General features: G+C 51.2%; 28 protein-coding genes. 8 read left to right on the top strand and 20 right to left on the bottom strand.

Annotated elements, in window-relative coordinates:
- Positions 1–90 precede the first annotated feature (90 nt).
- The 5 genes from SH580_RS13875 to SH580_RS13855 all read right to left on the bottom strand — a co-directional run bounded on the left by SH580_RS13875 (position 91) and on the right by SH580_RS13855 (position 4,969).
- Positions 91–2,286 (bottom strand): TonB-dependent receptor, encoded by a 2,196-nt coding sequence (locus SH580_RS13875; protein ID WP_319831444.1) that lies wholly within the window; start codon positions 2,284–2,286, stop codon positions 91–93.
- 165 nt (positions 2,287–2,451) lie between these two features.
- Positions 2,452–2,901, bottom strand: a complete 450-nt coding sequence (locus tag SH580_RS13870; RefSeq protein WP_319831443.1) for a DUF7305 domain-containing protein — start codon at positions 2,899–2,901, stop codon at positions 2,452–2,454.
- Positions 2,901–3,962, bottom strand: coding sequence for a hypothetical protein (locus tag SH580_RS13865; RefSeq protein WP_319831442.1), 1,062 nt, complete (start codon positions 3,960–3,962; stop codon positions 2,901–2,903). The genes SH580_RS13870 and SH580_RS13865 overlap by 1 nt, the downstream gene beginning before the upstream one ends.
- 4 nt (positions 3,963–3,966) lie before the next feature.
- Positions 3,967–4,545, bottom strand: a complete 579-nt coding sequence (locus SH580_RS13860; RefSeq protein ID WP_319831441.1) for a PulJ/GspJ family protein — start codon at positions 4,543–4,545, stop codon at positions 3,967–3,969.
- Complete coding sequence (locus tag SH580_RS13855) at positions 4,529–4,969, bottom strand: type IV pilus modification PilV family protein (protein ID WP_319831440.1); 441 nt, start codon at positions 4,967–4,969, stop codon at positions 4,529–4,531. Before SH580_RS13855 ends, SH580_RS13860 begins: the two co-directional genes overlap by 17 nt.
- A 200-nt stretch (positions 4,970–5,169) precedes the next feature.
- On the opposite strand from SH580_RS13855, the gene SH580_RS13850 reads away from it, so the two are divergent.
- From SH580_RS13850 to hemA, 6 genes are all read left to right on the top strand, one after another.
- Positions 5,170–5,499 carry a hypothetical protein gene (locus tag SH580_RS13850; RefSeq protein ID WP_319831439.1) on the top strand — a complete coding sequence of 110 codons (330 nt, stop codon included), beginning with the start codon at positions 5,170–5,172 and terminating at the stop codon, positions 5,497–5,499.
- A 59-nt stretch (positions 5,500–5,558) separates the two neighbouring features.
- Positions 5,559–6,629 (top strand): ferrochelatase, encoded by a 1,071-nt coding sequence (hemH, locus tag SH580_RS13845; protein WP_319831438.1) that lies wholly within the window; start codon positions 5,559–5,561, stop codon positions 6,627–6,629.
- A 130-nt stretch (positions 6,630–6,759) separates the two neighbouring features.
- Positions 6,760–7,011: a hypothetical protein gene (locus SH580_RS13840; RefSeq protein WP_308985448.1), complete on the top strand. Its 252-nt coding sequence runs from the start codon at positions 6,760–6,762 to the stop codon at positions 7,009–7,011.
- On the top strand, positions 7,001–7,465 hold the full coding sequence (locus SH580_RS13835) for a type II toxin-antitoxin system VapC family toxin (RefSeq protein ID WP_319831437.1): 465 nt from the start codon (positions 7,001–7,003) through the stop codon (positions 7,463–7,465). The genes SH580_RS13840 and SH580_RS13835 overlap by 11 nt, the downstream gene beginning before the upstream one ends.
- Before the next feature lie 9 nt (positions 7,466–7,474).
- Positions 7,475–8,335, top strand: coding sequence for a cytochrome C assembly family protein (locus tag SH580_RS13830; protein ID WP_319831436.1), 861 nt, complete (start codon positions 7,475–7,477; stop codon positions 8,333–8,335).
- Positions 8,336–8,353: 18 nt separating this feature from the next.
- The gene (gene hemA, locus SH580_RS13825; protein WP_308948709.1) at positions 8,354–9,403 is read left to right on the top strand and encodes a glutamyl-tRNA reductase; all 1,050 of its coding nucleotides are present in this window, start codon (positions 8,354–8,356) and stop codon (positions 9,401–9,403) included.
- 31 nt (positions 9,404–9,434) lie between these two features.
- Here the strand turns inward: hemA and SH580_RS13820 are convergent, their stop codons facing one another.
- From SH580_RS13820 to SH580_RS13750, 15 genes are all read right to left on the bottom strand, one after another.
- Entirely contained in the window at positions 9,435–10,166 is a 732-nt protein-coding gene (locus tag SH580_RS13820) for an energy-coupling factor ABC transporter permease (RefSeq protein WP_319831435.1), read from the bottom strand.
- A gap of 13 nt (positions 10,167–10,179) precedes the next feature.
- Positions 10,180–11,040 (bottom strand): urease accessory protein UreD, encoded by an 861-nt coding sequence (locus tag SH580_RS13815; protein ID WP_319831434.1) that lies wholly within the window; start codon positions 11,038–11,040, stop codon positions 10,180–10,182.
- Positions 11,040–11,669, bottom strand: coding sequence for an urease accessory protein UreG (ureG, locus tag SH580_RS13810; protein WP_308948706.1), 630 nt, complete (start codon positions 11,667–11,669; stop codon positions 11,040–11,042). Before ureG ends, SH580_RS13815 begins: the two co-directional genes overlap by 1 nt.
- An 11-nt stretch (positions 11,670–11,680) precedes the next feature.
- Complete coding sequence (locus SH580_RS13805; protein WP_319831433.1) at positions 11,681–12,406, bottom strand: urease accessory protein UreF; 726 nt, start codon at positions 12,404–12,406, stop codon at positions 11,681–11,683.
- Entirely contained in the window at positions 12,406–12,885 is a 480-nt protein-coding gene (locus tag SH580_RS13800) for an urease accessory protein UreE (RefSeq protein WP_319831432.1), read from the bottom strand. Before SH580_RS13800 ends, SH580_RS13805 begins: the two co-directional genes overlap by 1 nt.
- A 2-nt stretch (positions 12,886–12,887) precedes the next feature.
- On the bottom strand, positions 12,888–14,621 hold the full coding sequence (gene ureC, locus SH580_RS13795; RefSeq protein ID WP_319831431.1) for an urease subunit alpha: 1,734 nt from the start codon (positions 14,619–14,621) through the stop codon (positions 12,888–12,890).
- 53 nt (positions 14,622–14,674) lie between these two features.
- Positions 14,675–14,992, bottom strand: a complete 318-nt coding sequence (locus SH580_RS13790) for an urease subunit beta (protein ID WP_319831430.1) — start codon at positions 14,990–14,992, stop codon at positions 14,675–14,677.
- A complete protein-coding gene (locus tag SH580_RS13785; protein ID WP_308948699.1) occupies positions 14,989–15,291 on the bottom strand; it encodes an urease subunit gamma in 303 nt (100 codons plus the stop codon). The genes SH580_RS13790 and SH580_RS13785 overlap by 4 nt, the downstream gene beginning before the upstream one ends.
- Positions 15,292–15,305: 14 nt before the next feature.
- Positions 15,306–16,037 carry an urea ABC transporter ATP-binding subunit UrtE gene (gene urtE, locus SH580_RS13780; RefSeq protein ID WP_319831429.1) on the bottom strand — a complete coding sequence of 244 codons (732 nt, stop codon included), beginning with the start codon at positions 16,035–16,037 and terminating at the stop codon, positions 15,306–15,308.
- Between the two features lie 12 nt (positions 16,038–16,049).
- Entirely contained in the window at positions 16,050–16,859 is an 810-nt protein-coding gene (gene urtD, locus SH580_RS13775; RefSeq protein WP_319831428.1) for an urea ABC transporter ATP-binding protein UrtD, read from the bottom strand.
- A gap of 5 nt (positions 16,860–16,864) precedes the next feature.
- On the bottom strand, positions 16,865–17,974 hold the full coding sequence (gene urtC / locus SH580_RS13770; protein ID WP_319831427.1) for an urea ABC transporter permease subunit UrtC: 1,110 nt from the start codon (positions 17,972–17,974) through the stop codon (positions 16,865–16,867).
- An 18-nt stretch (positions 17,975–17,992) separates the two neighbouring features.
- Positions 17,993–19,540: an urea ABC transporter permease subunit UrtB gene (gene urtB, locus SH580_RS13765; RefSeq protein WP_319831426.1), complete on the bottom strand. Its 1,548-nt coding sequence runs from the start codon at positions 19,538–19,540 to the stop codon at positions 17,993–17,995.
- Between the two features lie 243 nt (positions 19,541–19,783).
- On the bottom strand, positions 19,784–21,043 hold the full coding sequence (locus tag SH580_RS13760; protein WP_319831425.1) for a transporter substrate-binding protein: 1,260 nt from the start codon (positions 21,041–21,043) through the stop codon (positions 19,784–19,786).
- A 137-nt stretch (positions 21,044–21,180) separates the two neighbouring features.
- The gene (bamE, locus tag SH580_RS13755) at positions 21,181–21,675 is read right to left on the bottom strand and encodes an outer membrane protein assembly factor BamE domain-containing protein (RefSeq protein WP_319831424.1); all 495 of its coding nucleotides are present in this window, start codon (positions 21,673–21,675) and stop codon (positions 21,181–21,183) included.
- A gap of 76 nt (positions 21,676–21,751) precedes the next feature.
- Positions 21,752–22,669: a hypothetical protein gene (locus SH580_RS13750; RefSeq protein WP_319831423.1), complete on the bottom strand. Its 918-nt coding sequence runs from the start codon at positions 22,667–22,669 to the stop codon at positions 21,752–21,754.
- A 378-nt stretch (positions 22,670–23,047) separates the two neighbouring features.
- On the opposite strand from SH580_RS13750, the gene SH580_RS13745 reads away from it, so the two are divergent.
- The gene (locus SH580_RS13745) at positions 23,048–23,200 is read left to right on the top strand and encodes a hypothetical protein (RefSeq protein ID WP_319831422.1); all 153 of its coding nucleotides are present in this window, start codon (positions 23,048–23,050) and stop codon (positions 23,198–23,200) included.
- Positions 23,172–25,712, top strand: a complete 2,541-nt coding sequence (locus tag SH580_RS13740; RefSeq protein ID WP_319831421.1) for a DEAD/DEAH box helicase — start codon at positions 23,172–23,174, stop codon at positions 25,710–25,712. Before SH580_RS13745 ends, SH580_RS13740 begins: the two co-directional genes overlap by 29 nt.
- Positions 25,713–25,735 lie beyond the last annotated feature (23 nt).

Here is a 25,735-nt window from a genome sequence, read left to right as displayed (position 1 = left end):
AGCGAATCCAACATGAACATGAGATGAATCAATTGGAGCGGTCCAAAGTTCGAATCACGCGTGAAATAAAATTACGTGCGAGCTGAGTTTTCAGAACCGATAGTCCAAGCCTACTGTGAAGCTACGTTGCCGTTCGGGGCGATTGGTGAAGTAGACTTCATTCAACAAATTGTCGATTCGTGCATTGAGATTCAATCCATCCATAATGCGATAGCGCATACTCAAGTCGAATACGAGTTGTTCTGAGATGGTTTGGATGGTATCGCGCGTATCAGCGTTATCAATCCGTTCAAATACATGGCTCTGATAACGAGCCCCCAGAGCGGCTTCCAGTGATGGGTGAATCCGATATCGCAGATTGCCGCTGGCACGCCATTCGGGCACCCCGGGATAACGATTCCCTACAACAGTGGGATCTGCCGCATAATCACGGATCTTAGAATCCATATAACTGAGACTAAAAGCACCTGACAGCTCTCGAATGAAGAGATGACGGCGTTGAATCGAAAGCTCGACACCAATCGTTTCGACACGATCAATATTATTGTAGGAGCGGCTACTCGGCGGAGGTGGTGCCCCGCCCGGTGGAGGTGGTCCCGGTGGAGGCGGCATGGCTTCGATAAACTGCGATAAGATGGCATCGGACACTTCGTTGTAAAACACCGTGCCACGCACATTCCCATGCTCTATTTCACGTATCCAAGAGAGCTCGACGCTGTCGCTGCGCTCGGGTGCGAGCTCGGGGTTGCTCAGGATAATTTCATCCGTGAGTTCATCACGAGTAGTTTGAAATAATTCAAGAACGAGCGGGAAGCGATAGGCCCGGGCGGCATTGAGCTGAAGTGAGTTTGTATCATCAATCTGAATATGGAGGCTAAGTTTCGGGGACCACTCAGTCACAGAACGCCCATCGAAATCATTGCGAGCCGACGGGCTTTCACTGAAGCCGTCCGAGGCAGACCAATCGTCGACCCGCAGTCCTCCGGTGAGCTGTAAGGAAGGCCCGATCTGCCAGCTTAATTCACCAAAAGCGGAGTGGAGTTCAGTCTCACCGCCCCGCTTCGAACTCAAGGCGGCATGATCCCCCTGCTTCCAATCAGTCGACGCATATTCACGATCCTCAAAGCCGGCCTGATTCCATTCGTAGCCAGCAAGGAAGGCAAGCGACGCATGCCCGAGAAAGTCGTCTCGCATGACTTTGGCTTTACCGTACAGCCAGTATTTGTGTGGTGTCTCCGTGACACTGCCGCTCCCGTCGTAGCTAGGGTCGGCTGAGTTTTGATTGGAGCGCAAACGACGCTCATCTAAAGTATGAAAGGCACTCAAGACCAGATCGTACTTCCAATCGGAAGGAAGTTCACCACGCACGCCGATACCGTTTAGAATTTCATCACGCACAAGCTTCTGTTCGCCAAAAGCTCGCGAAGAGAGCATAACAGTTTTGCCATCCTGAGTGACATTGCCGCCCCAGATCGGATCGCCGCTGGCATCACGAAGGTAATTTTCGACCGCATCGAGATCGGTGTCTCTGGAAGAATAGCGACTGGTGAATCGTAAAGTCGTGTGCGCACTCAGGTCGTAAGTGGCCTTGATTCCGAAATTATCTTGAATCGTGGTGCTGACACCTGCGGAGCCGTAAGTCATACGCGCCTCCCCCTCAGGGTCGCTGTCCACATAGGCACCCTTAACAAGCGTCGACGTTGGCGGCGGCGGAGTGGTCCGGATATTAGTGGTTTGGAGGTAGCGATCAGGCTGCCCCTCATTTTCAAATCGGCTGGCGGAGATCGCAATGCCCCATTTGTCGATACGCTCCTGCAGCAATACTTCAGCACGATAGCCTAATAAACTTTCGGACGTACCATATAGATCAAAGTCCTGTTGCATGTAACGCACAGCAAATCTAGCAGAGCGCTCTTCAATAGGTTTGGTTTCGTAGCTCACCACGCCCCCGAGCGCATACCCGCCATACTCCGCGGAATAGGAGCCATACAGCACCTCCACACTGGATATACTTTGTGGGTCCACAACGTTTAGTCGCGACGCACCTTGCGCGCCTGCATTCACCAGATTGGAGAGTGGAAAGCCGTCGAGTAGTACCCAGGTTCTACCATTTGCCAGCTGACTATTATCACGAATAGAGATCAACGACTCGTCAGAGCCGGGGTTCAATTCGTTGATCGTAATATTGGGGAAATACTCCAACAAGTTCACCGCGTCATCGGGGTTCCAGGCGGCCCATGCCTCGCCCTCATACCATTCGATCAGTCCACTCTCACTACGGAGCATGGGAGAATTGTCACTGGCTGAGACTGTATATTCTTCTAATTGCAGAATCTCTTCAACGCCATGAAGCGACGAGGTGCATAGCAAAAACGAAAACCAACTTATGAATGGTATAGTAAAGCGGGGACGGTAGCGAATCATGTGCGGACTACTTACAGTTGAAGCGACTTAAAGATTAAAATACGCAAGATAAGGAGCCCGCTCGTCACCTGACAACTCTTCAACGAAAGTAACTTCAGGTGGTCCTGAACTAGTTGTGTCTCCGGCATAATTCGCAAGTGACTCATCATAACGAAAAGATCCGCTGCCAGTCAGGGTGATATCCGCACACACGATCGAACCATACAGATCAGAATCACCTTTAATTTTCACAGAGGCATTGGGCGCATAAATCACGCCGCTAAACTGCCCATTATTCAGGAAATCAATTCGCTGACTGTTGGTCGCAGTGCCCCAGATCTGAAATTGCTGGGGCGCAATTTCATTAAAAATACCACCTCCAGTCACTTTTGTGTCACCTGCGACATAGATCGTGAGAGTCGCATCAGGGGCGAGCTTAATCTTACCGCTCTCAATGACTTCGATGCTCGTTTGGTTCTCGGCAGGAAAATGGATCATCACGTCGCCTTCGATTCGCAAAACTGCATCCGATTTGACGACAAGTGTATCAAGCTCAAGCACCGTGCTCTCCCCGGGCTCCCAATCGTCTCCTGATTGACATACACATTTTCATACCAGGTGGACGATGCGTTGCTTTTCTTCTGACGATCCGTGTAGGGCAGTTGATACGTGTAACGTAAATCTGTCAGTTCCAGGTCAGGCGCTGTAATGTCTTCAAAGCTTGCGGAAAATCCCGTCTTCAAAGCTCCGGTTTCAAGCGAGACTTTCCAGCCTTTGGGGTCTTTCAACTCCAGATGCTCAGAATCGCTGGGGTGCCACAGGCTCGCATCTCTCGGCCCTACATGTCCGCCCCATCCCATCGTTAATCCTGAATTCTCCGAACTGCCGACCGCAGCGGTGCCATACACATCTGAGCTGCCCAGATCAATGGCACCTGCGGCAGTCGAAGCCGTCGCAATCGAGGCGGAGTCGCGCGACAAGCTGGCATCGTAGAATTGAAATGCGGCACTCGAATCCTGATCTGCCCCGGAAATCCAACTGTCAAACACAACTCCTCCACCCGCATTGATAGAATTCTTGGTCAACATTCCATAGGCAAACAAACCTCGACTGCTCGAACTCGAAATTTGTGCATACATGTATTTTTCGATATCCGCCTGATTTGGAAACTCAATCGTCGCCTTCGAAAGGACTTCTGGTGCTTCGGACTGATACCCGATTATGTAAATCGAGAGTGTTCCCGTGATATCCCCGACATAGGTATATGAGTCGAGCGCGATAGAAGCATCATTCCCAACAACTGTCCAGTCATCCCAATCAGAACGCCCTGCAACGACCTCGCTGATCGTGTGTACGGCATACTCGATCCCTGATTCCGCTAAATTCACGGCGGCCACATTATAATGCGCCCGATAGGCCAATGCCACCGTGTTTTGGCTGAGCTTCAGATAGGTCGGAATCGCGACGACCGCCAAAATACTTGAAAAGATCATCGCAAGCAGAAGCGCGCTCCCTTGCTGACGTAATGGGCGGGGTCGATTTATTCTAAATGTGTGCATGTTTTTAAGGAGTTAAAATCACTTTATTACGCATCATATAGCGCGCTGAGATTAGATCGGCACTAGTGTTAGCGCCAGAGCTCAGAGTCCTGCTTGAGCGTCCGATAACTTGTATCATTTTTGTCTCCGAATTAGCTGCGCTCGTATTCGATGCGATACGTATTGATTCCCCATCCTTATCATAGGCACAAAATGTAAGCGTCGATAAGTTCTGCGCCATCTCCTGTGAAGGCTCGCCCGGTGTAGTTCGAACAACCGTTTGCAGTAAAGCGTCGTAGACGTAACTCGTCTGAACGCCTTTGCTAATCAGAGTTAAGCACTGATCACTCGTCCAGAGAACGGCCTCGGCATCCCTCACATCCTGTGAGAAATATTGCAGCAGCTTCCGGTTATCCTGTTCGAATTCCGAATAGCTGGACATCGCGAGACTCGCTTTTGCAAAGGAGACAAAGAAAGTTAAAACTGCAGTCGAAACTAAAAGCGTAATCGAGATCGAGACCAGCAATTCGGCCAAGGTAAAACCAGACGCGCCTCGAATGCCGCCCGGCTGGTTATAAAATGTGTATTTAGCTGTTGATGCCATATAGATAATCGTAGGTTCCGTTCTTTGCGTATTTCATGAGCAACTTGATTTCGTGCATTTCGCCCTTCAGACCTGTCCAGTTGGCAATGAGCCATACGTTCACGATTTCATCGTCCGGCCCCGCCTGAGCGACTTGTCGATAAAAACTAAACTTGGAATCCTGGCTTAAGGACTGCGCGAAACTGGCCTGAGTCGGCAACGACTCTACGAATGTCCAGTTCTCAAGTCTAAGACTCTCAGCCTCGTCTTGTAGTATCTGCGTGGCATAGCTGGCAGATCGAGCGCTGTCGTATTGAATCATCCCCATTCGCAGACAAAGCGCAGACGAGCTCAACGCGATCGCCATAATCGACAAGGCGACGACGACTTCGACGAGGGTAAATCCGTGGCACCTGGAGTGTATTGAATAGCGTTTAATGAACATGGGGCCACTCTACCTGAATCACTATGAACAAAAGATGAATGAGCCTGTTAAAATTTATCTAAAACAGCCATTCCCCTAAAAACACAGGCGGAATAGAGTGATGAGGAGGCAGGAAATTTAGAAAAATGCTCCACCATTCATCTACGATTCAGGTTCCACATGGTAAATTAGGCACATACTTCACCCGAACTACCAAAATTATGAAAACCTACCAAAACGAGACCATCCACTCAGTACTGGAAACAATCGAAGTCGCCATCACAGACGATGGCGCGCCCCAGATCATCGATTTGGATGCACTGTTTGGAGCCATAAACCTCCAATACACCGCAGAAGCCGAATCTTATGGAATCATCAGCCTAGACACCATCAATCCGGAGGGTCTGCTCAGCATCACTCCCGGCGCATACTCCGTACATGGCGATCACACGCGTGTCGCCATCCGAGCAAGCAAACCCAATGGAGAATCTGCAGTCGCCATCTTAAAAGTACGCATGGTAGACATCCGCACGCTTGCGCAAGTTGCCTGACTTGAGTGATTTTTCACTTCGGTTTGACAAAATGGCGCTAGGCGACCTTCTCTTAGCCTATGTCCAAACAAGGCGTCATTCTCCTCAATCTCGGCTCGCCCGATTCCACCGAAGTCAGCGATGTGCGGAAGTATCTGCGCGAATTCCTCATGGATGGGCGCGTGCTCGATGCCCCCTACCCCATTCGCTGGTTCCTGGTCAACTGCCTCATCCTACCAACACGCCCGCGGGAATCTGCTGAAGCCTATTCTGAAGTCTGGCTGGACGAAGGCTCGCCACTGATCGTCACCTCGCGCCAGCAACAGGCCGCCCTCGCCGAAAAAATCGACATCCCGGTCGGCCTCGGCATGCGCTATGGCAACCCATCGACGCCCGATGCTCTAAAAGAGCTACTGGATCAAGGCGTCGACGACCTCTTCATCATCCCGATGTATCCGCACTATGCGATGTCCAGCTACGAGACCGCAGTGGTGGCACTAATGGACGCCGCGCGCGAGATGAAGCCTGACCTGAAAACGACACTGCTGCCGCCCTTCTACCAAGAGCCGGGCTACATCGATGCCATGGTGGAGCGCGCCATGCCCTCGCTGAAAGACGGCGACTTTGACAAATTGGTCTTTTCCTTCCACGGCATCCCACAACGTCATCTCGTCAAAGGTGACCCTTCCCACAGTCATTGCCTGACCACCCACGACTGCTGCAATACCTGCCACCCGGCGCATGCCACTTGCTACCGCCACCAGTGCGCGATGACTGTCGAAAAGTTCGTCGCAGCCGCCAAGATCCCGAAGGACAAGTACATGATCACCTTCCAAAGCCGCCTCGGCCGCGAGCCTTGGCTGCACCCTTACACTGACAAGGCATTGGAGCAATTACCGAAAGACGGCCATAAAAAGGTCAAAGTAATGTGTCCGGCCTTCACCGCTGACTGCCTCGAAACACTGGAGGAAATCGCCATGCGCGGACGCGAGAGCTTCCTCGAATCCGGCGGCGAAGCGTTCGAGCAGATCCCCTGCCTCAACGAATTGCCCGCATTTATCGATTTCCTAGCAAGTAAGGTCAAAGACTGGCAGAACGGCGCCTACGAGACTGCCCACGCGACACCGCCCGCCTACGTGGCACAAAAATAATAATCCTACTGTAGAGGCTTCATTTATGACGCCTGCGTTAATTAAGCTCTGATTCTCAATAGGCTTCGCTCTAAAGCGCGAAAGAGTAAATAAAGTTGACCCAAATCCGATGTCAGACACAATGTCTACCATGAAATCAATCAACACGCGCGAGCTGCAGAAGCACACCCGAGAGGTGCGTGAACGCGTCGTCGCGGGCGAGTCACTGCGCTGGGTCATGGGTGAAGACACCGTGGCCTACATCACACCCGCCCAAGAAACGAAAGAGCCAAAGCCATGGCCAGATTTGATGGCACGGCTCAAGAGCATTTACGGAGACCGTCCAAGACCGATGGATAACATGGGGTCCGACATTGTAAGTGAAGGACGCGGTGAATATTAGCCACTACTTTGATACCAGTTCCCTCTTAAAGCTCTACAACAAAGAAAATGGAAGCCGAGAAACTGTCGCGATCGCTCAATCGCAAGCGATACTTCCACTCAGCTTTATTGGGGAAATGGAACTCAGAAACTCTCTGCGGGTACTTTATGGCCGCAAGCGAATACACGCCGAAGAACTAGAGCAAGCACTCCTCTACATAGACGAAGATATCGCAAATGGCCGACTGCTACGGTTGCGCCCCGATCCCTTACTAATTGAGAATGAGAGTTTCGAACTCTCACGCTGCTATTCTGCTGAAAATTTTTGTCGTACGCTCGACATCCTCCACGTTGCCACAGCCATAGTTAGCAAAATCACAACTTTTGTTACTTGCGACAAACGCCAGGCACAGCTCGCGGAGCAGACGGGGCTCCAAGTAAACTATATCGACCTGAGCAAAACCTTTAAGAATTAACTTACAACCATGCTCAACGAAATCGCCATGACCGATAAAAACGCCTTCGCGGTGGCCGCCGCCATCTACGGCGGCGCGTTTACCTTTGGGCTGGTCACTCTGCTGATGCGGCACGTCTACCCGCGCGCGGTCATGTTCGCTTTATTGGTGGGCGGCTTTCTAATTCAAACACTGGGGCTCAACCTGCGTGGCGCCGAAATCAAGGCCTGCCCACTGGGCAACATCTTTGAAGTGGCGCAATTCATCGCCTGGTCGCTGGTCTTGCTCTTTTTCATCATCGGTCCCGCCTTCCGCTTGCGCCTACTCGGCTTTTTCACCGCCGGCCTAGCCGCTCTGCTCGCGGCCGGCGTATTTGCAGTGCCCGCATGGGATCGCGCCTACCCGCCCGGCATCTTCGGTGGCAACCCTTGGATCGAACTCCACGCCGCACTCGCCATCTTTAGCTACGGTGTTTTCGCCATCCTATCGCTGGTATCTATCATGTTTCTGATCCAGCAACACGGGCTCAAAAAGAAGCAATTCAAAGGCCTCTACCAATACCTGCCCTCCGTGCAACAATTGGATCTCATGGCCAAACGCCTACTGATCACTGGTGTAATTGTCCTCAGTGCCTCACTGATCTTTGGCTCCATATTTTGGGTCAATAACCACGAACTGGTACCTGTATTTAAACTCACCGCGACTTGCCTAATCTGGCTCGGCTATCTCACCGTTTTCGTGCTACGCATTCAAAAGAAACTCGTCACACGACGCCACGCGATAGCTACGATCATACTCTTCGTGTTAGCAATCGCCTCACTCTGGCCGGTGCAATCTGCCCGCGATTCCGAACCTCAAGCGACTGGAGCGCCCCTCCGCGTCGAGCGTTAAGCACATTTCGTATTGGTCATGAGCGACGTATTGCAATCTCTGTTTGTGCTGGGCACCTCGCATCACGCGACGCCACTGGATGTGCGTGAGCGCTTTGCACTCACACAGCCACAGGCACTCGAACTACAACAACGACTGCACGCACACGAAGGTATTCGTGAGTGCTTAGTGCTCAATACCTGCAATCGCCTCGAAATCTACGGGCTGGCCGACCGAATCGAACGCGTGGATGAAATTCGTGAACTGTTTTGCGAAAAGCAAAACGTGCCGATCGAACTCTTCCAGCAATACGCCTACAGCCATAATAACCTCGAAGCGCTGCAACACGTGCTCGAGGTGTCCACCGGCCTCGACTCGCAAATGGTCGGCGAGACCGAAATCCTCGGCCAACTCAAGCAGGCCTACACCAAAGCACGCGACGCCAAGTGCACGGGCAATGTGCTCAACCGCCTCTTTGAAAAGAGCTTTCAAGCCGCCAAAGCCGCCCGCTCGCAGACCGGCATTACCCGCGGCCAAATCAGCATCGGCAACGTCGCTGTCGATCTAGCCAGCCGTATCTTCGGCCAGCTATCCAAAAGCCGCGTACTGCTACTCGGTAGCGGTGAAGTGGGCGAAAAGACCGCGCAAGCGCTCAAGAGTCGCGGCGCCGACGACATCGCAGTCAGCAGCCGCACCTTCGAGAATGCTCACAAACTGGCACACGAACTCGGCGGCTCTGCGATTGATTTTGAAGATTTCAAAGCGCAACTGGAACACTTCGACATTGTCATCTGCTCCACCGCCGCACCCGGCACCATACTGGATCGCAGCATCATTGCGCAGAGCATGAAACGCCGCCCCGAGCGCCCTTGCTTCCTCATCGACCTGGCCCTCCCCCGCGACATCGATCCCGCCGTCGAAGACATTGAAAATGTCTACCTCTACAATCTCGACGACCTATCCACCATCGCCAACGAAAACCTAACCGCCCGCAAAGCCGAGATCGATAACGCCCGCGAAATCCTAAAAAAGCACGCATGGAACCTCTGGCTGCAGCTCCGCCGCCGGGAACTCATGCGCCGAGCATGAGAACACACAAGGCCATTTACTTTAGCTGAACCTAATCAGACAGTTGAGCCACTTCGAGCGCGTGTTCCAAACCATCCGGCTGCTGTGAACTAAAAGGAAGTAAACATAGCGTGACACAAGCAAGCGCGACCAAGGGGCGTAGCGCCAAACGCCCAGTCTCAACATAGTTACGACTCTGACTGCGCACGCAAAGAGCAAACACAGCGACTGCGATCGCAGACTCTAGCAGGCCCCAAACAGTCCCAGCAAAAAGCAGATGCGCGATTGAACCGCCCAGCATCACACTGACACTCAACGACGCAGCCATGATAGAGATAAAAGATGCGAAGGCCAAAGTGCCCACCTGAGCGACATCGAGTTGAGGCGCACGACGCCCTTGCAGTAAACGGAAACAGCCATATGCCACCCAAGGCGCGACCACCCCCATATTTAGAAAATTGGCTCCCAAGGTGCTCCAGGAGCCATCACCCAAGAAACCGACCTGCAAGGCCAGGATCGCTGCCATCGACAACATTGTCACTGAGGGACCAAAAAAAATAGCGAGTAAAGACGCCCCCACCAAATGGCCGGAGAAACCAAATCCGATCGAGCAATTCACCATCTGCGCCAAAAAGACGAAAGCACTCATCCCCAGCAAAGCCGGCACTTTCTTTGCCGGCAACTGCTTGCGTGCGCCATAAAACGCCGCCGCCAACGCAATCGCGCCCCCAGCGCTCGTTAATAAAGTCGTCGATGTATCCAGTGTGCCTTGAGTTAAATGCATAGTCAGTGGGTATTTAGTTAAAATAAGTCTGTGCGCGCAATAACGCGTGAGGAAATTTTTGCTGCGTTTGTTTGATAAGCAGATTTCGAACCAAGAAAACTGTTTTGCGCAGACTAATCCCATCTGCAGCAAGAATTTTAATCCCGAGCCCTCCGACACGCAAGGGGCTAGCTCCGATGGTCGCATCCGGCGTCTCTAACTCATGCAAAGTCTGAACCACATCGCCCAAGACTTCCGGACTTAAAAAATAAAAACTAGCGTAGCTGCCACTAGGATACATTGCCTGCCAATCGGATAAGTCGCCCCGGTCTGGTTGACAACTGAAATTCTCGTAAGCAAGCAAGCTGCCTTCGCGATAAATCCGTAATTGTGAACGCCATTCGGTAAACTCGAAGGCTTCGCCAAAGGCGGCACGTCCAGGAGTCACCACCTCGCAGAGCAGCACGGTCGCATCTGCAGCCACGTCCAGTCGCGTCACCTGTCGCAGCGCCGCACCTTTCTGTAATATCAAAGGCGCGGGCCAAACATCAAGCGTGGCTCCCGCCTCTACAGTATAGTGCTGTCGCACTGTAGCATACCCCGCATGCATGGTATGCACGCGACAAGCAGCGGGACTGATTAAAGCAGCCTTGGCACCAGCCGCCACTGTCACTTCGACTTCGAGCTGATCATTATCCAGCAGTCCGGCGGTGGGGCTGGTCAGAATACTGATCTCCCAATCATCGGCATGATAGGCCTTAGCCAGATGCAGCGGCGGCCGCACCCATTGCCCCGTCAATCGTGTTCCCAACTCGGGCGCCCAGGTATACCGCAAACGCGCGCCTCCCAACACACCTGTGCGGGTCGAAGCATTCTCTGTAACTGTTGTCGACATTAAGCTTTAATGGCAAAAAAGCACTCTTGCTCCAGCCAGGCAATGACGGCATCCAACCCCTGATAACTCTTCAGGTCGCAGAAAACAAAGGGACGCTCGTCGCGCTGGATTTTTGAATCGCGCGCCATCACATCAAGGTCGGCACCCACATAGGGTGCGAGCTCTGTTTTGTTAATGATCATGAGGTCGGAATAACGAATCGCAGGGCCACCCTTACGCGGGATCTTATCGCCCTCCGCCACATCGATCACATAGATAAAGGCATCGACCAAATCGGGTGAAAAGGTTGCCGACAAATTATCGCCACCGCTCTCCATCAGCACAACTTGGGTGTCCGGATGCCGCAGGATGAGATTCTCGATCGCGACCTCATTCATACTCGTGTCATCACGAATCGCAGTGTGCGGACAGCCCCCGGTCTCCACCCCCAAAATACGGCTGGCTTCCAGGGGACTGTTGGCCACTAAAAACTGCTCATCTTCTTTAGTATAGATATCGTTGGTAATCGCGACCAGCGAGTAGCGCTGATGCAGTTTTTCGATCAGCCGTAGGAGTAACATCGTCTTACCGGAGCCAACAGGGCCACCAATACCGATACGAACAGGGCGTGTGGGATTTGAATCTGTCATATTAAATCGTATTAAGAAATAAAAAGTCTGGAAAAAGCGGTGGCATGACGAGCTGAAGCGATGTCAAAGGCTGGGGCAAACCATCCGGCAGCCTCGCGTTCGACTTGCTTAGAGGCTGCCACCCAGTCAGGCAATTGCTCCAGCCCTGCCGCCAGTGCCAACTGTGCCGACTCGGGACTGATGCGTAGCAACTTAATCGAAGCGGACACAAAATTTGCGAGGCTTTGATACGCATAGGTCATTAACCCTGCCTCATTAGGCACGTTTAAAAGTTCGAATTGTAAGGCAGCGACCACTAGATGATGCCCGCGAGCGCGCCCAGTGGCAAAAGCAGCCGAATAGGTTTCGATCTCAGGTGATGCCTGCCATAGTTTCTTTAAAAGTCGTAAACGCCCGCGGCCCTGTGAGATGCTGGCTTCACGAATTTCGCTCGCCCACTTCCAAGCGTCAATTTCTGCATCCAATTCCAAGACAGTCGCCCAATCTTCAGCGACGATTGCGTCGCGCACGTAGCGTAAATAAGGCAATTCCAAACGCGCCAAAGCGGGGCCCGCATGCTCCTGAAAAAACTGCACCAAGTCATCACCACTCTTAAACTGACAAGTCGCCGCCCACTGCTCCAGCCCCATTGAGTGCGCATAGGCCCCGGTCGGAAACAACGGATCCGAAACTTGTAAAAGTGCCGGCACCCACGCAGCGCGATCGCAACACTCTTGTTCTTGATGATTAGACGTCATCAATGGCTATGCCCGTGCCCGTGACTATGTCCGTGCTCGTGACTATGGTCATGATCGTGTGAGTGCCCCCCTTGTTTGCTGGGTTGAAACACTCGTTGCACGCGGTGATAGTGAATATGCTCGCGCTCTAGCATTTGCTCAACGGCCAAATCGTCTTGCACCAGCACGCCCTCTTCGCTGAAAGCAGCCTTAAAATGTAGGTTACCAATCATCCAGCCAATCCACGCGGCCTCTTTGGCTTCTTTAAGCGCGATCAGAAAACAGTCCTCCGCGCTTTGCTCGATCACATAGGCGACCGTATCCGTAGTCCAAATACAGTCTCCGTGCGTAAGTGATTCGTTCACATCGAAGCCGAAATCAGTACCATCGGCGGCCGCACCACGCCAGCGGCGGCGCGCTAATTTATGACGATCGACAACTAGCGGAACGTTGACTAGACCCTCGGGGATCGAAGGGAGTGCCTGGGTAATTAAATGCATGGCTAGAATAAGAAATAGCGCTGGGCCATAGGCAACAAATTTGCGGGCTCGCAGCTCAAAACTTCGCCATCTGCCGTCACGGTGTAGGTCTCTGGATCGATTTCGATATCGGGCAAGTAATCGTTGAGCACCATGTCGTGCTTTGAGATCTGACGCGTATTGGCGACGGGGCGAACGAGCTTCTTCAAGTCGAGCTGATCAGGCACCCCAGCGTCGATCGCCGATTGGCTCAAGAAGGTGATGGAAGTGCTCGAGACTGCTTTGCCAAAGGCGGCAAACTGTGGCCGGTAATACATGGGCTGGGGCGTGGGAATCGATGCATTGGGGTCCCCCATATTTGCTGTCGCGATCAAACCGCCCTTAAGCACTAGCTCTGGCTTCACGCCAAAAAAAGCGGGCTTAAACAGAACGATGTCTGCCAGTTTGCCCACCTCCAAGCTACCAACATCGGCCGCACAACCACAAGCGATGGCGGGATTGATGGTGTATTTAGCGATGTAACGCAACGCGCGGAAATTGTCCGCGGCAGGGTGGGTCTCGGACTCTAGTTTGCCAAACTGCTTCTTCATCTTATCCGCGGTCTGCCAGGTGCGAATGATCACTTCGCCGACACGCCCCATCGCCTGACTGTCACTGGACATAATGGAAATGGCGCCGCGATCGTGCAAAATATCCTCGGCGGCAATGGTCTGCGGGCGAATCCGTGACTCAGCAAAGGCCACATCCTCGGGAATCTTTGAGTCGAGGTGGTGGCAGACCATCAGCATGTCGAGGTGCTCGTCGATGGTGTTGACGGTATAGGGACGAGTCGGATTAGTGGACGAGGGCAAAACATTAGGCAGGCCACATACTTTTAAAATATCCGGTGCATGCCCACCGCCCGCACCCTCCGAGTGGAAGGTATGGATGACACGATCCTTAAATGCGCCGATGGTGGTTTCGACGAAGCCGGACTCGTTGAGTGTATCGGTATGGATCGCCACTTGCACATCAAGTTCATCGGCAACGCTCAAACAATGATCAATCGAGCTCGGAGTGGTGCCCCAATCTTCGTGCAGCTTCAGCCCCATCGCGCCAGCCTGCACTTGCTCGCGTAAGGCTTCGTGGTTAGAGGCGTTGCCCTTCCCCATAAAGCCAAGATTCATCGGAAAGGCTTCGGCGGACTCTAGCATTTTATGAATATTCCAAGCGCCGGGTGTGCAAGTCGTGGCGTTGGTGCCTGTGGCGGGCCCCGTGCCACCGCCGATCATCGTGGTGACACCACTGGTCAAGGCTTCATTGATTTGCTGCGGACAGATAAAATGAATGTGTGAATCAAATCCACCTGCAGTCACGATATGCCCTTCTGCGGCGATCACCTCAGTGCTGGCACCAATCACCATGCCCTCGCTCACACCAGTCTGAATGAGGGGATTGCCCGCATGCCCGATGCCTGCGATGCGACCTGCTTTGACGCCGATATCGGCTTTGATCACTCCCAAGATTGGGTCCACAATGGTGGCGTTTGTCAGCACTAAGTCGAGGCAATCAGCCCCCGTGGCCAGCGGCGATTGTCCCATGCCGTCACGGATAACTTTGCCGCCACCGAACTTAACTTCATTGCCATAGCCACCGGCTTCGGCGATCAAATCCTTTTCAACTTCGATGAACAGTTCCGTATCTGCAAGACGGACTTGGTCCCCTACGGTAGGACCAAACATTTCGGCATATTGGCGGCGGGTAAATTCAAGACTCATAAGAATGAATGACTGATGACTAATAAATGAGGACGGATCATTGAGGGCGAAAGCTAAGCGTCGAGCGGTGCATCGACCTTGTTATTCAATCCATAAACAATACGTTCTCCGGCGAGGGCAACCAACTCGACTTCGCGGATATCGCCCGGCTCAAAACGCACCGCGGTGCCAGCGGCGATGTTTAAACGGAAGCCCTTGGCCGCCTCGCGATCAAACTCGAGCGATTCATTGACCTCATAAAAATGAAAATGACTCCCAATCTGCACGGGGCGATCCCCCACATTGGACACTTCGAGAGCGAGGGTTTTCAGGCCCACATTACCAGTCAGTAAGGCCTCAGGGTCGGAGTATTTATATTCGCCAGGAATCATCGGATCGGATTGTGAACAGTGACTAGTTTAGTGCCATCAGGAAAAGTGCCTTCGACCTGAACTTCATGGATCATTTCAGGCACGCCTTCCATCACATCCGCACGCGTAAGAATTGTCGTGCCGTAACTCATCAGATCTGCGACCGTCTTACCATCGCGTATCCCTTCGAGTATCTCGTAAGTAATGACTGCGATCGATTCTGGATAATTAAGCTTTAAACCACGCGCTTGCCGGCGTCGCGCCAGATCCGCCGCCACGACGATCATTAGCTTTTCTTGTTCTCGGGGTGTGAGGTGCATAGATAATTAGAAAATTAAACAGTCAGGTATTTACCGATCACATCAGCTGTCAGTTCTTCGGACTCGCCCGAAAGAACCACGTTGCCACGATCGAGAATGTAAAATTCATCACTGGCAGCTTTAGCGAAATCGAGGTACTGTTCGACTAAAATAATACTTAAATTGCCCCGTTTCTTGAGCAGGTGGATAGCATCCTCAATCTGATCGATAATTGACGGCTGAATCCCTTCAGTCGGTTCATCCAGAATCAATAGTTTCGGATTCGTCAGGATGGCACGTCCAATCGCGAGCTGTTGTTGCTGTCCGCCAGAAAGCACCCCGCCCTTGCGCCCCAGCATCTCTTTGACCACTGGAAACAATTCATACACCTCATCCAAACGCTCGCGCCCGGCCTTGCCAGAGATACTGATACTCACCTCCAAATTTTCCTGCACGGTGAGATTGGGAAAGATGTCCCGCCCCTGCGGCACATAGCCCAAGCCCATGCGTGCGCGCTGATCCGAGCGCAAGGAGCGGATCGACTGTCCCTCAAACGTAATATCACCTTCCGTCTTAGGCATCAGTCCCATGATGCTACGGAGCAGCGAAGTCTTACCGACTCCATTGCGCCCCAACAGTGCCACAACAGAATTGGGTTTTACGACCATATCGATACCACGCAAAATAATCGATTCATCATAACTGGCCTTCAAGCCCTCCACTGTGAGAAGAGGCGTGACCGCGGGAGTTTCAGATTCAGAAATCATAGAGTCGTTCAATTATTTATTTTCGTCCTTCTTGCCTTGGCGCCCAAGGTAGACTTCGATCACCTGCGGATCGGATTTAACATGGTCAAAGCTGCCGTCCTTAAGCACGTGGCCCTGATGCAGCACTGTCACCTTACGAGCGATCTGCCGGATGAACTCCATATCGTGCTCGATCACGATCAGGCTATGCTTCTTCTCTAGGCTCAATAAAAGCTCCCCCGTGCGCTCAGTCTCCTCGTCGCTCATACCCGCTGCGGGTTCATCGATCAATAAAATGCGCGGATCTTGCGACAGCAACATGCCAATCTCCAACCATTGCTTTTGACCGTGCGAAAGCATACCCGCCAAATCATTGACTCTCGACTCGAGGCGGATCGTTTTCAAAACCTCCATGATACGATCACGGTCCTCAGCACTTTCCTTGTAGAATAAGGTCTTTAGCACCCCGCGTGGACGATTGAGCGACAACACCAAGTTATCATACACCGTGTGCGATTTATACACACTGGGCGTCTGGAACTTGCGGCCGATACCAAGACGGTTAATTTCAAACTCCTTTAACTTCGCGAGGTTGATATCGTGTCCATCATTTCCGTGCATCGTGACAGAGCCCGAATCCGGACGCGTGCGCCCGGTAATGATGTCCATAAAAGTGCTCTTACCCGCGCCATTGGGGCCGATGACGGTGCGTAGCTCGCCCTCTTCTAGGTAAAAGTTTAGATCGTTGATCGCCTTAAAGCCATCGAAGGCTTTATTCACGCCCGAGACAGAGAGAATGAGCGGCGTATCCCGGTAAAGTGGATCGTGGTGATGAGTCGTCATCGTAATTAAGCCTCCGTAGTTTGTAGTGAACGTTGCTGCGCGATCTTACTTTTTATTTGTTGGTAGATCCCAACAATCCCATCCGGCATAAACAGAACCACACAAACAAACATGCCGCCCATAATGATCAGCCAGTAGTCCGGAAAGGCCTGGGTGGTATAACTCTTAAATAAGTTCACGAGGATCGCTCCAATGACTGGCCCCCACTTGGTGCCACGGCCCCCAACAGCAACCCAGACTACAACCTCCAGCGACTTTGCCGCTTCCATGGCACTCGGATTAATCCCACCGACTTGCGGCACATAGAGCGCACCCGCGGCACCTGCAATCATAGCAGAGAGCACAAAGATCACGAGTTTGAAACTTGTCGTGGAATACCCCGAAAAAAGCACTCGATTCTCAGAATCACGAATCGCTTGCTGCACCTTACCTAGTTTCGAAGCCAGCAGCCCCGATGTAATTAAATAGGTAATCAATAATAAGAGCGCCGAGGCAATGTAGAGCCAGCGCGTGGTGCTCGCATCATTAATGCTCGCTCCAAGAATGTCCTTAAAGTCGGTAAAGCCATTGTTGCCCCCAAAAGTAAAATCATTGCGGAAGAACAACAAACAAACCGCATACGTCAGCGCCTGTGTCAGGATTGAAAAATAGACTCCCTTGATCCTCGAGCGAAAGGCGAGAAAGCCAAAGATCATGGCCACCAAGCCCGGCACCCACAACACGGCGCCAGCAGTAAACCAGAAGCTGTAGAAGGGCTGCCAGTGGATCGGCAACTCCTGATAACCAAGGAAAACCATAAAGTCGGGCAATGGGCTTTTATAAGCTCCACGCTCTCCAATCATCAGCATCAGATACATCCCCATCGCGTATCCGCCCAAGGCAAAGAAGAGACTCTGACACAGACATAACAAACCCGTATAACCCCAGAGTAAATTCAAGCTCATAGCCAAGATCGCATAGGTAAGATATTTACCCCAAAGCGAAACCTGGAAGGAACTCATCGATAAGAAGCCGGAATCAGGCCCCCAAGCATTTAAGCTCGGAATCAGCATCAGTAAACCTGCCACGAGGCAGAAGATTCCGATCTCTTTTTTATTTTCAGCAGAAAGTATCATTATACGTAGAAAATTGAATTAATCATCAAGGCTGCGGGAACGCGTAGGGAATAGACCGCCGGGCCGCCACTGAAGGAAAAGAATGATAACAAAGAAGACGGTAATCTTCCCCATCACCGGCCCTAGTGAGGGTTGAAGCAACTGATCCACAAAGCCGATGCCCATCGCCGAAATGCCCGCACCAAGGAGATTGCCCACACTGCCGATCACCACGACCATAAAACTATCGACGATATATTGTTGTCCCATCAAAGGTCCCACATTACCGATCTGTGAAAGCACCGAACCGCCCAAGGCAGCAAGACCGCAACCGAGCGCAAAGGTCATCGAGTTCACACGAGCCACTGGTATCCCCAAGCTACTAGCCATGCTCCGGTTCTGCATCACGGCACGAATATGCAGGCCCAAATTCGTTTTGCGCAAGAGCAACCATGTGAGCAAGACCACCAACAAGGCAACAAACATGATAAACAGGCGAGTATAACTCATACTGAATCCACCCACACTCAAATTCCCCATCAGCCAGGTAGGATTATTGACCTGCACATTGGCCGCTCCAAAAATGAGACGAAAGCCCTGCTGCATGACCATCGAGATCCCCCAGGTGCACAGCAAAGACTCCAAAGGCCGACGATATAAAAACCGTATAATCGTTTTCTCGAGTAAAAGTCCAATCCCTGCAGCCATTAAAAAGCTCAAGGGCAAGGAAACCACAAAATACCAACCAAATGCCTCACTACTCAGCCCCCATTGGTTCATAAAAAATGTCTGCACCATGTAGGTCGTGTAGCCACCAATCGCAACAAACTCTCCATGAGCCATATTGATAATCCCCATCAGGCCAAAGGTAATCGCCAAGCCAAAAGAAACGATCAATAGAACTGACCCAGTGCTAAAACCTCGAAAGAAGCTCCCCAGAAACTCCATGATCTTAACGTGCTCCTCAATTACCAACAATGCATTGGCGGATGCCAGCGCCAGTGGCCCCTGAGCACGGGCTGCATCACGCTCCGCCTGTAGCACCTTCTCAATAAATCCGCGCGCAGCAATCGACTTCATTTTCGTCAAATCTTTAACTGCAGCGAGTTTTTGCTCCGCATCCCCATTTTCCAATAGGCTAATCGCCAACGCTTCCTCGATCGCCTGTTTCACCTCTTTAGAAGGCTCTACCAAGAGACGTGCCTCTAAAGCAGGCACAAATTCCATTTTCTGACTTCGCCCCATTTTAATCGCGGAGTCGATACGGACATTCGCATCCTCGGCCTTTAGCCCCAGAGTATCGATAATACTCTTCATCGATTTACGCACCGATCTCGACGCGCGCTCCTTCTCGACACGATCGGCATCTGCCTCTGAAAGAGGAACTACCTCCCCCGTAGAGACCAAGACCCACTCCTGAAGTTCAGTAAACTGCAGCAATTGTAGACCGGTATCCGACTCAAAAGTATAAACGCCACCGGTCCTCCAGGCCTCGTAGATCTCCGCAATCACCGGATCTCCATAATTTGCAATCTCTTCAATCAATGCCGCCTGTTCATCTCCGGTAGCCAAAATCAGCTCGGACATAACTAACCGAGCGCTTCGCTCCTCAGCAGTCAAAATACCGCACACAAACAAAAAGCAAAACGAAAACCCAAATAGTCTTCGAATCAGACTATGGTGAGAAAATCTTAATACGGATATCATATACAAACGTTACTAGCAAGTTTCGCGCACAATCCTGAAACTTTGTAATAAAAAGCTAGGGCCTGCAGGAAAAATCCCACAGGCCCCGCCTAACAAAACAATACTACAAACAAAAATACTAACTTACTTAAACGAGCCTTTCAACCATGGCTCACCATAGACATCAGGAATCGTTTCGAGAATTTCGAACTGACCATTCTCCAAAGTCTCACCGATGTATACCGTTTTGGTAACGTGATGATTCTCCTGACTGGTTACAGTACCACCAGGACCATCAAAGGAAATACCACCTTCGAGCGCCTTAATCACTGCCTCAGGCTCAAATGTGCCAGCTTTCTCGACAGCTGCCTTCCATAGATAGACACCATTGTATGAAAGAACCATAGGTGAGCAAGTTACACGACCTTCCTTCTGCACCGAATCAGGTGCCTTAGTCGCCAACCACTCCTGGAAGTTGGCCTTAAAACTCTCATTGGCCTCAGAATCAATAGACATGAAGTATGTCCAGCAACCAAGATGCCCCACCAAGTCTTTGGCAGGAAGACCACGAAACTCATCTTCCGAAAGCGAGAAGGAAACAATTGGGCAGTCATCCGAAGTAATTCCTGAGGCTGCAATTTCCTTAAAGAAAGGAACATTCGCATCACCATTAATGGTGTTGATCACGCAAGCATCACCTGAAGCGGCGAAGTCTTTAATCTCAGCAACGATTTGCTGGAAGTCGGTGTGACCAAAGGGAGTGTAGTTTCCAGCCGATACAGCAACATCGCCTTCGTAGCGAATACCACCACCGATGTTCTCAACAGGAATTCCCTTCGAGAGCAAGTATTCGAAAAGCACAATGTTAGTGGTTTGCGGATACACATAGTCTGTGCCGATCAAATAGAACTTAGTATAACCTTCTTCAAGCAAGTAATCCACCGCAGGGATCGCTTGCTGGCCAACTGCCTCAGCTGTGTAAATGATATTTGGCGATTCTTCTTCACCCTCATATTGAACCGGGTAAAAGAGCAAACCGTTGTATTTCTCAAAAACAGGCAACACGAATTTACGACTCACAGAAGTCCAGCAACCGAAAGTCGCCGCAACTTTATCCTGTGCCAATAGTTGTTCGGCTTTTTCAGCGAAAACCGGCCAATCGGAGGCACCGTCGGCAACAACTGGCTCAATCATTTTACCCAGCACACCACCGTTCGCATTAATCTCATCAAAAGTGAAGAGCAGGATATCGCGCAACGATGTTTCAGAGATCGCCATCGTGCCACTCAATGAGTGAAGCACGCCAACTTTTACAGTTTCCTCTGCCTGCACGCTAGAAATTGCAGACAAAGCAATCGCACTCGTTGCCACAAGCTTGGATATATTTCCAAATATTTTTTTCATACTTATATACTTTTAGTTAGTTATTTTGAGTTCGCTCACCGACTTCGGCAGGCTATTTATTTTTAGCATTAGCCATGCCAAGAAATTCATACTTACAACTATAATCACAAATTATAAAACATGCCAAAACAGGCGATCTACAAACTTGGAACCTCAATCTCGACAACCTTCCCCTTATAAAAACGTATGATACCCTCGACCTTCTGAGCCGTAGCCACACGCTTGCCCTTATAAGTATATACCTTGTCAATTCTCCGGTGCAACGAGGGCTCATTCAAGGTGGGACGACCAAGCTCAAGAAGAACATCCTCCGGAGTCATCCCTTCGTGCAGCTTGGCCCACTTCGCTGCATCCATCCAAGGATAATTAGCATCCTCCTCACGCGTCTGAATCGTCTTCACAACGCTCTCAACCAAGGACTCCCGATCCGCTGCCGACATAGGCATCGCAGCAAACGCTTCAGTTGCGATCGACGAGACCTGAGCATCTCGCGAAACACGCAAAGCAGCCTCCAATTGCTCAACACGCTGAGCCAAAGCCATGAACTCTTCCTTAGTCACTTCCGAAGCGCCAAGGTTCAAGAGAAAGACATTAAAGAGTAGTAACAGTAGATAATTTTTGTGATTTTTCATATTAAAAAGGGGCCCCATTTTTAATGGATGAGGCCCCTGCTAAATATCATTGATACAGGGTGATAATCGTCAGCAATTAGAACGAAAAGATCAGCTCTGCAGCAAATGTGGTAAAGTCTTCGTCAGCGTTATCTTCGATGTAGCTGACCTCTAGCAGACCAAACACACTATCCGAGAAAGCGTAGCTAGGAGAGAATGTGTACTTCTCATACTCATATCCGCCATCATCGACATCTGAGTAACGCACTGTTACGCCAGCATCACCAAATGCATAATAAGCGAGCGCCATATAAGCATCCAACTCAGCACCACCGGTGTAATCAGTTCCTGTGTATTCTACAGCGAATGTGAAAGCATCGATATCATAGCTTGCCCACAAGTTGATCGTCTCATAACCAGGATCGTCCGCATAGATCGCCTTGGCAGTTAAACCATCAATACCGGTGTAAGCCAACAAGACTTCATAGCTAAGAGAGTCATCACTTTCGCCAATCCAAAGACCTGCGGCAAAGTCGTCTGTCACATAGTCAGCAGATGCACCATAAGCGTAAGCAGCTGAATAAACGTAAGCGTGCCCTGTGCCATCCCACCCTTGAGCGGAGTACTGGAACAAGCCAGTAGCATCATACGTTTCGAAGCCTTGGTAGCTGAGGATATTACCAAGAGTGAAGGACAGCTCATCCGAAGCCGCATAGGTAATCGTCAAAGTTTCCCACTGAGTTTCGACATCCTCACCGCCAGCAAAATTACCTGTCCCCAAGAACGATAGTTCAGCAACTGCTGACCATGGGCTATCTACAGGAGAAAAAGCAAAGCCCAACTCGAATTCAGCAGCACCGCCCTCGAGATTGCTATCATCATCTAAATCTGTATACGCCAGGTCGATGTAACCATAAGCGCTCAGATCATCCGTAAGTGGAATCTCCGCGTTCACGACGGAGCCAAAAAATGCAGCGCCCGCAAGCGATGCAACAAGTTGTTTTTGTAATTTCATATTCTGATTAGTTTAACTGTGTTGTTGTTGTTGTTGTGCTATTTTTTCGCACAAACGTTACTTAGCTAAACCGATGCCAACTTTTAAAAAATATATTATTTTAACTTATAAAGAACCGATAGGATTAATATAATTCATCTACGAGAACACCCGAATCGAATCAGACTCATCCCTGATCAATTTCTAAAGCGCACTATAATCATAACAGAATAACTAGCTTCAAATCGCCTCCATCCCAGTATAAACCTCATCTCAAACATTCCCGCCCCAACAAAATAACGCAAACAAGATCGAAATTTGAACATTCCGGACTAGCGTATTCCAGCAATCAGCAAGAAACATATATTTTTTACAGCAGCGATCCTAAGAATGTACAAAATGCACCCACATAAAGGGCTACTCATCGCTAAAGTGAGCAAAAGTTTACGTAACAACCGCAGCAAGAGTGATCATTTCGAAGCAGTCTTGCACTCACTCCTCGCATTACAGATGCTACAATTACATGGATTTCCCACTCAAGCCACTTCGTAACGTCACCGATCCTGATGCACTCATGGAGCATTTCTTGGAATATGCCGCAATCAAAGGCATCGAACTCTACCCTGCCCAGGAAGAAGCAATTCTTGAGATTTTCTCTGGCAAGAACGTCATCCTCAACACCCCCACTGGCTCGGGAAAATCGTTGGTGGCGGCGGCACTACACTTCCTATCTGCATCACTGGGGCGTCAATCTGTCTACACATGTCCAATCAAGGCATTGGTCAATGAAAAGTTCCTTGCCCTCTGTCGCGACTTTGGTCCCGAAAATGTCGGCATGATGACCGGCGACGCCAGCGTCAACCGCGGAGCCCCCATCCTCTGCTGCACCGCCGAGATCTTGGCCAATATCGCGCTACGTGACGGCGATCAGGCAAAAGTCCATGATGTGATCATGGACGAGTTTCATTACTATTCCGACGGGGAGCGCGGTGGCGCTTGGCAAGCTCCCCTACTCACTTTGCCTCAATCACGTTTTTTGCTAATTTCGGCCACATTGGGTGAAACGCGCTTCTTTGAACGCGAACTCGAGCGCGTTACCGGCAACGAGTGCGTCACCGTATCCAGCACCGAGCGCCCCGTGCCATTGGAATTCACCTACGTCGAAGACCCGCTCACAGAGACGCTGGAGAAACTGCAGGCGGCCAACAAGTTTCCGGTCTACATTGTGCATTTCACCCAACGAGCGGCATCCGAAACCGCACAAAGCTTGCTCAGCATTAACGTCTGCAGCAAAGAGGAAAAAGCGATTATCACAAAGGAGTTACAAGGCGCCTCCTTCAGCAGCCCCTTTGGCAAAGAGATCAAGAAACTACTTCGCAGTGGCATCGGTCTCCACCACGCCGGCCTACTTCCCAAATACCGGGTGCTGATTGAAAAGCTGGCACAGAAAGGCCTACTCAAAATCATTTGCGGCACCGACACCTTGGGCGTAGGGGTGAATGTCCCGATTCGCACTGTGCTATTCACCCAACTCTGCAAATATGGAGGCGTCAAAACCAGCATTCTGACCGCACGCGACTTCCACCAAATCAGTGGACGTGCAGGCCGCAAGGGCTTCGACGACCACGGCTACGTCGTCGCCATGGCACCCGAGCACGTAATTGAAAACAAGCGCTTGGAGGCCAAAGCAGCCGCTGACCCGAAAAAGAAGAAAAAGCTAGTCAAGCGCAAGCCACCCGAACGCGGCTTCGTGCACTGGGACGAGCAAACTTACCAACGCCTGCAAAGCGCTCCCGCGGAACCACTTACTTCCAGCTTTCAGGTATCCCACAGCATGCTACTCAATGTGCTCAGCCGCCAGAACGACGGCTGCGCCGCCATGCGCCAACTCATCCGCGACTGCCACAATTCCGAACAGTCCAAGAAGAGTATGCGCAAACAAGCCTTTCAGCTATTCCGCGCCCTCACCGACCGCAACATCATCGAGATCATGCCTAAGGGCAGCGAACCGAAACTACGCGTCAACCTGGAACTTCAAGACGACTTTTCGCTCAATCAAACACTCGCGCTCTATTGCATCGACACAATCGGCCTGCTCGACACCACCGCGCCCGAGTATGAGCTCAAGCTGCTCAGTCTAGTGGAATCTATTTTAGAAAACCCCGACATCATTCTGCGCAAGCAGCTCGACAAGCTAAAAGGTGACAAAGTCGCCGAAATGAAAGCCGCCGGCATCGAATACGACGACCGTATGGAAGAGCTGGAAAAACTCGAATATCCCAAGCCCGAAAGCGAATTCATTTACGAAACATTCAACCGCTTTTCCGCCCTACACCCTTGGGTCGGCGGCGAGAACATTCGCCCCAAATCAATTGCCCGCGAGATGTTTGAGCGCTACAGCAGTTTCGCCGACTATGTCAAACTCTACGGGCTCACTCGCGCGGAAGGCCTGCTACTGCGCCATCTGACTAATGTCTACCGCGTGCTCACCAACACCATTCCTCCCGCCTTCAAAACCGAAGCCGTGAACGAAGTCGTCACTTATATCGAGACATTGCTACGCATCACCGATTCCAGCCTATTGGATGAATGGGAGACACTCAAAGACCCCGACTATAAGCCCAATAGCGACGAAGCCCTCCCCGCGCCCACCGGCCCGAGCGATATCACTCACGACCGTGAAGCCTTCACCCGCCTCGTGCGCAACGAAGTCTTCCGCTTTCTACGCATGCTAGCCAACAAGGAATATCAAGAGATCGACGAACACTTTCCACTCGACCAGATGTTCCCCGAAGCCCGCTGGAAATACACCGCACTCAGCAACGCGATGGAAGCCTACTACGAAAGCCACGAATGGATCCGCCTCGATCCCGGCGCGCGCAATAAAGCCAACACCAAGATCACCGAATCCGAAGACCGCACAAGCTGGCTCATCGAACAAACCCTAATCGATCCCGAAGAGCTCAACGATTTTCAAATCATCTTCAATCTTTCGATTACGGAAGCTAAGGAAAACAGCACAATCGAAATCGTGCCACTGGAATTGAAATCAATTGCGGATTAAAGGCAGCGACAAAGATCAACAGA

The sequence above is a fragment of the Coraliomargarita algicola genome (assembly GCF_033878955.1).
GTDB classification, from domain to species: Bacteria; Verrucomicrobiota; Verrucomicrobiia; order Opitutales; family Coraliomargaritaceae; genus Thalassobacterium; species Thalassobacterium algicola.
The sequence above is the reverse complement of the archived record's forward strand: the minus strand, read 5'-3'. Positions and strand labels throughout refer to the sequence as shown.

What these genes read in the sequence shown, in the direction of transcription:
- SH580_RS13805 (WP_319831433.1), bottom strand. Translation starts at nt 12,406, where the DNA reads ATGACGTCTAATCATCAAGAACAAGAGTGTTGCGATCGCGCTGCGTGG.
- SH580_RS13830 (WP_319831436.1), top strand. Translation starts at nt 7,475, where the DNA reads ATGCTCAACGAAATCGCCATGACCGATAAAAACGCCTTCGCGGTGGCC.
- SH580_RS13865 (WP_319831442.1), bottom strand. Translation starts at nt 3,962, where the DNA reads ATGCACACATTTAGAATAAATCGACCCCGCCCATTACGTCAGCAAGGG.
- SH580_RS13855 (WP_319831440.1), bottom strand. Translation starts at nt 4,969, where the DNA reads ATGTTCATTAAACGCTATTCAATACACTCCAGGTGCCACGGATTTACC.
- SH580_RS13870 (WP_319831443.1), bottom strand. Translation starts at nt 2,901, where the DNA reads ATGATCCATTTTCCTGCCGAGAACCAAACGAGCATCGAAGTCATTGAG.
- SH580_RS13790 (WP_319831430.1), bottom strand. Translation starts at nt 14,992, where the DNA reads ATGATTCCTGGCGAATATAAATACTCCGACCCTGAGGCCTTACTGACT.
- bamE (WP_319831424.1), bottom strand. Translation starts at nt 21,675, where the DNA reads ATGAAAAATCACAAAAATTATCTACTGTTACTACTCTTTAATGTCTTT.
- hemH (WP_319831438.1), top strand. Translation starts at nt 5,559, where the DNA reads ATGTCCAAACAAGGCGTCATTCTCCTCAATCTCGGCTCGCCCGATTCC.
- SH580_RS13860 (WP_319831441.1), bottom strand. Translation starts at nt 4,545, where the DNA reads ATGGCATCAACAGCTAAATACACATTTTATAACCAGCCGGGCGGCATT.
- ureG (WP_308948706.1), bottom strand. Translation starts at nt 11,669, where the DNA reads ATGACAGATTCAAATCCCACACGCCCTGTTCGTATCGGTATTGGTGGC.
- hemA (WP_308948709.1), top strand. Translation starts at nt 8,354, where the DNA reads ATGAGCGACGTATTGCAATCTCTGTTTGTGCTGGGCACCTCGCATCAC.
- urtB (WP_319831426.1), bottom strand. Translation starts at nt 19,540, where the DNA reads ATGTCCGAGCTGATTTTGGCTACCGGAGATGAACAGGCGGCATTGATT.
- SH580_RS13815 (WP_319831434.1), bottom strand. Translation starts at nt 11,040, where the DNA reads ATGTCGACAACAGTTACAGAGAATGCTTCGACCCGCACAGGTGTGTTG.
- urtD (WP_319831428.1), bottom strand. Translation starts at nt 16,859, where the DNA reads ATGACGACTCATCACCACGATCCACTTTACCGGGATACGCCGCTCATT.
- ureC (WP_319831431.1), bottom strand. Translation starts at nt 14,621, where the DNA reads ATGAGTCTTGAATTTACCCGCCGCCAATATGCCGAAATGTTTGGTCCT.
- urtC (WP_319831427.1), bottom strand. Translation starts at nt 17,974, where the DNA reads ATGATACTTTCTGCTGAAAATAAAAAAGAGATCGGAATCTTCTGCCTC.
- SH580_RS13850 (WP_319831439.1), top strand. Translation starts at nt 5,170, where the DNA reads ATGAAAACCTACCAAAACGAGACCATCCACTCAGTACTGGAAACAATC.
- SH580_RS13785 (WP_308948699.1), bottom strand. Translation starts at nt 15,291, where the DNA reads ATGCACCTCACACCCCGAGAACAAGAAAAGCTAATGATCGTCGTGGCG.
- SH580_RS13800 (WP_319831432.1), bottom strand. Translation starts at nt 12,885, where the DNA reads ATGCATTTAATTACCCAGGCACTCCCTTCGATCCCCGAGGGTCTAGTC.
- SH580_RS13875 (WP_319831444.1), bottom strand. Translation starts at nt 2,286, where the DNA reads ATGCTCCGTAGTGAGAGTGGACTGATCGAATGGTATGAGGGCGAGGCA.
- urtE (WP_319831429.1), bottom strand. Translation starts at nt 16,037, where the DNA reads ATGATTTCTGAATCTGAAACTCCCGCGGTCACGCCTCTTCTCACAGTG.
- SH580_RS13760 (WP_319831425.1), bottom strand. Translation starts at nt 21,043, where the DNA reads ATGAAAAAAATATTTGGAAATATATCCAAGCTTGTGGCAACGAGTGCG.
- SH580_RS13840 (WP_308985448.1), top strand. Translation starts at nt 6,760, where the DNA reads ATGAAATCAATCAACACGCGCGAGCTGCAGAAGCACACCCGAGAGGTG.
- SH580_RS13820 (WP_319831435.1), bottom strand. Translation starts at nt 10,166, where the DNA reads ATGCATTTAACTCAAGGCACACTGGATACATCGACGACTTTATTAACG.
- SH580_RS13750 (WP_319831423.1), bottom strand. Translation starts at nt 22,669, where the DNA reads ATGAAATTACAAAAACAACTTGTTGCATCGCTTGCGGGCGCTGCATTT.
- SH580_RS13745 (WP_319831422.1), top strand. Translation starts at nt 23,048, where the DNA reads ATGCACCCACATAAAGGGCTACTCATCGCTAAAGTGAGCAAAAGTTTA.
- SH580_RS13740 (WP_319831421.1), top strand. Translation starts at nt 23,172, where the DNA reads ATGGATTTCCCACTCAAGCCACTTCGTAACGTCACCGATCCTGATGCA.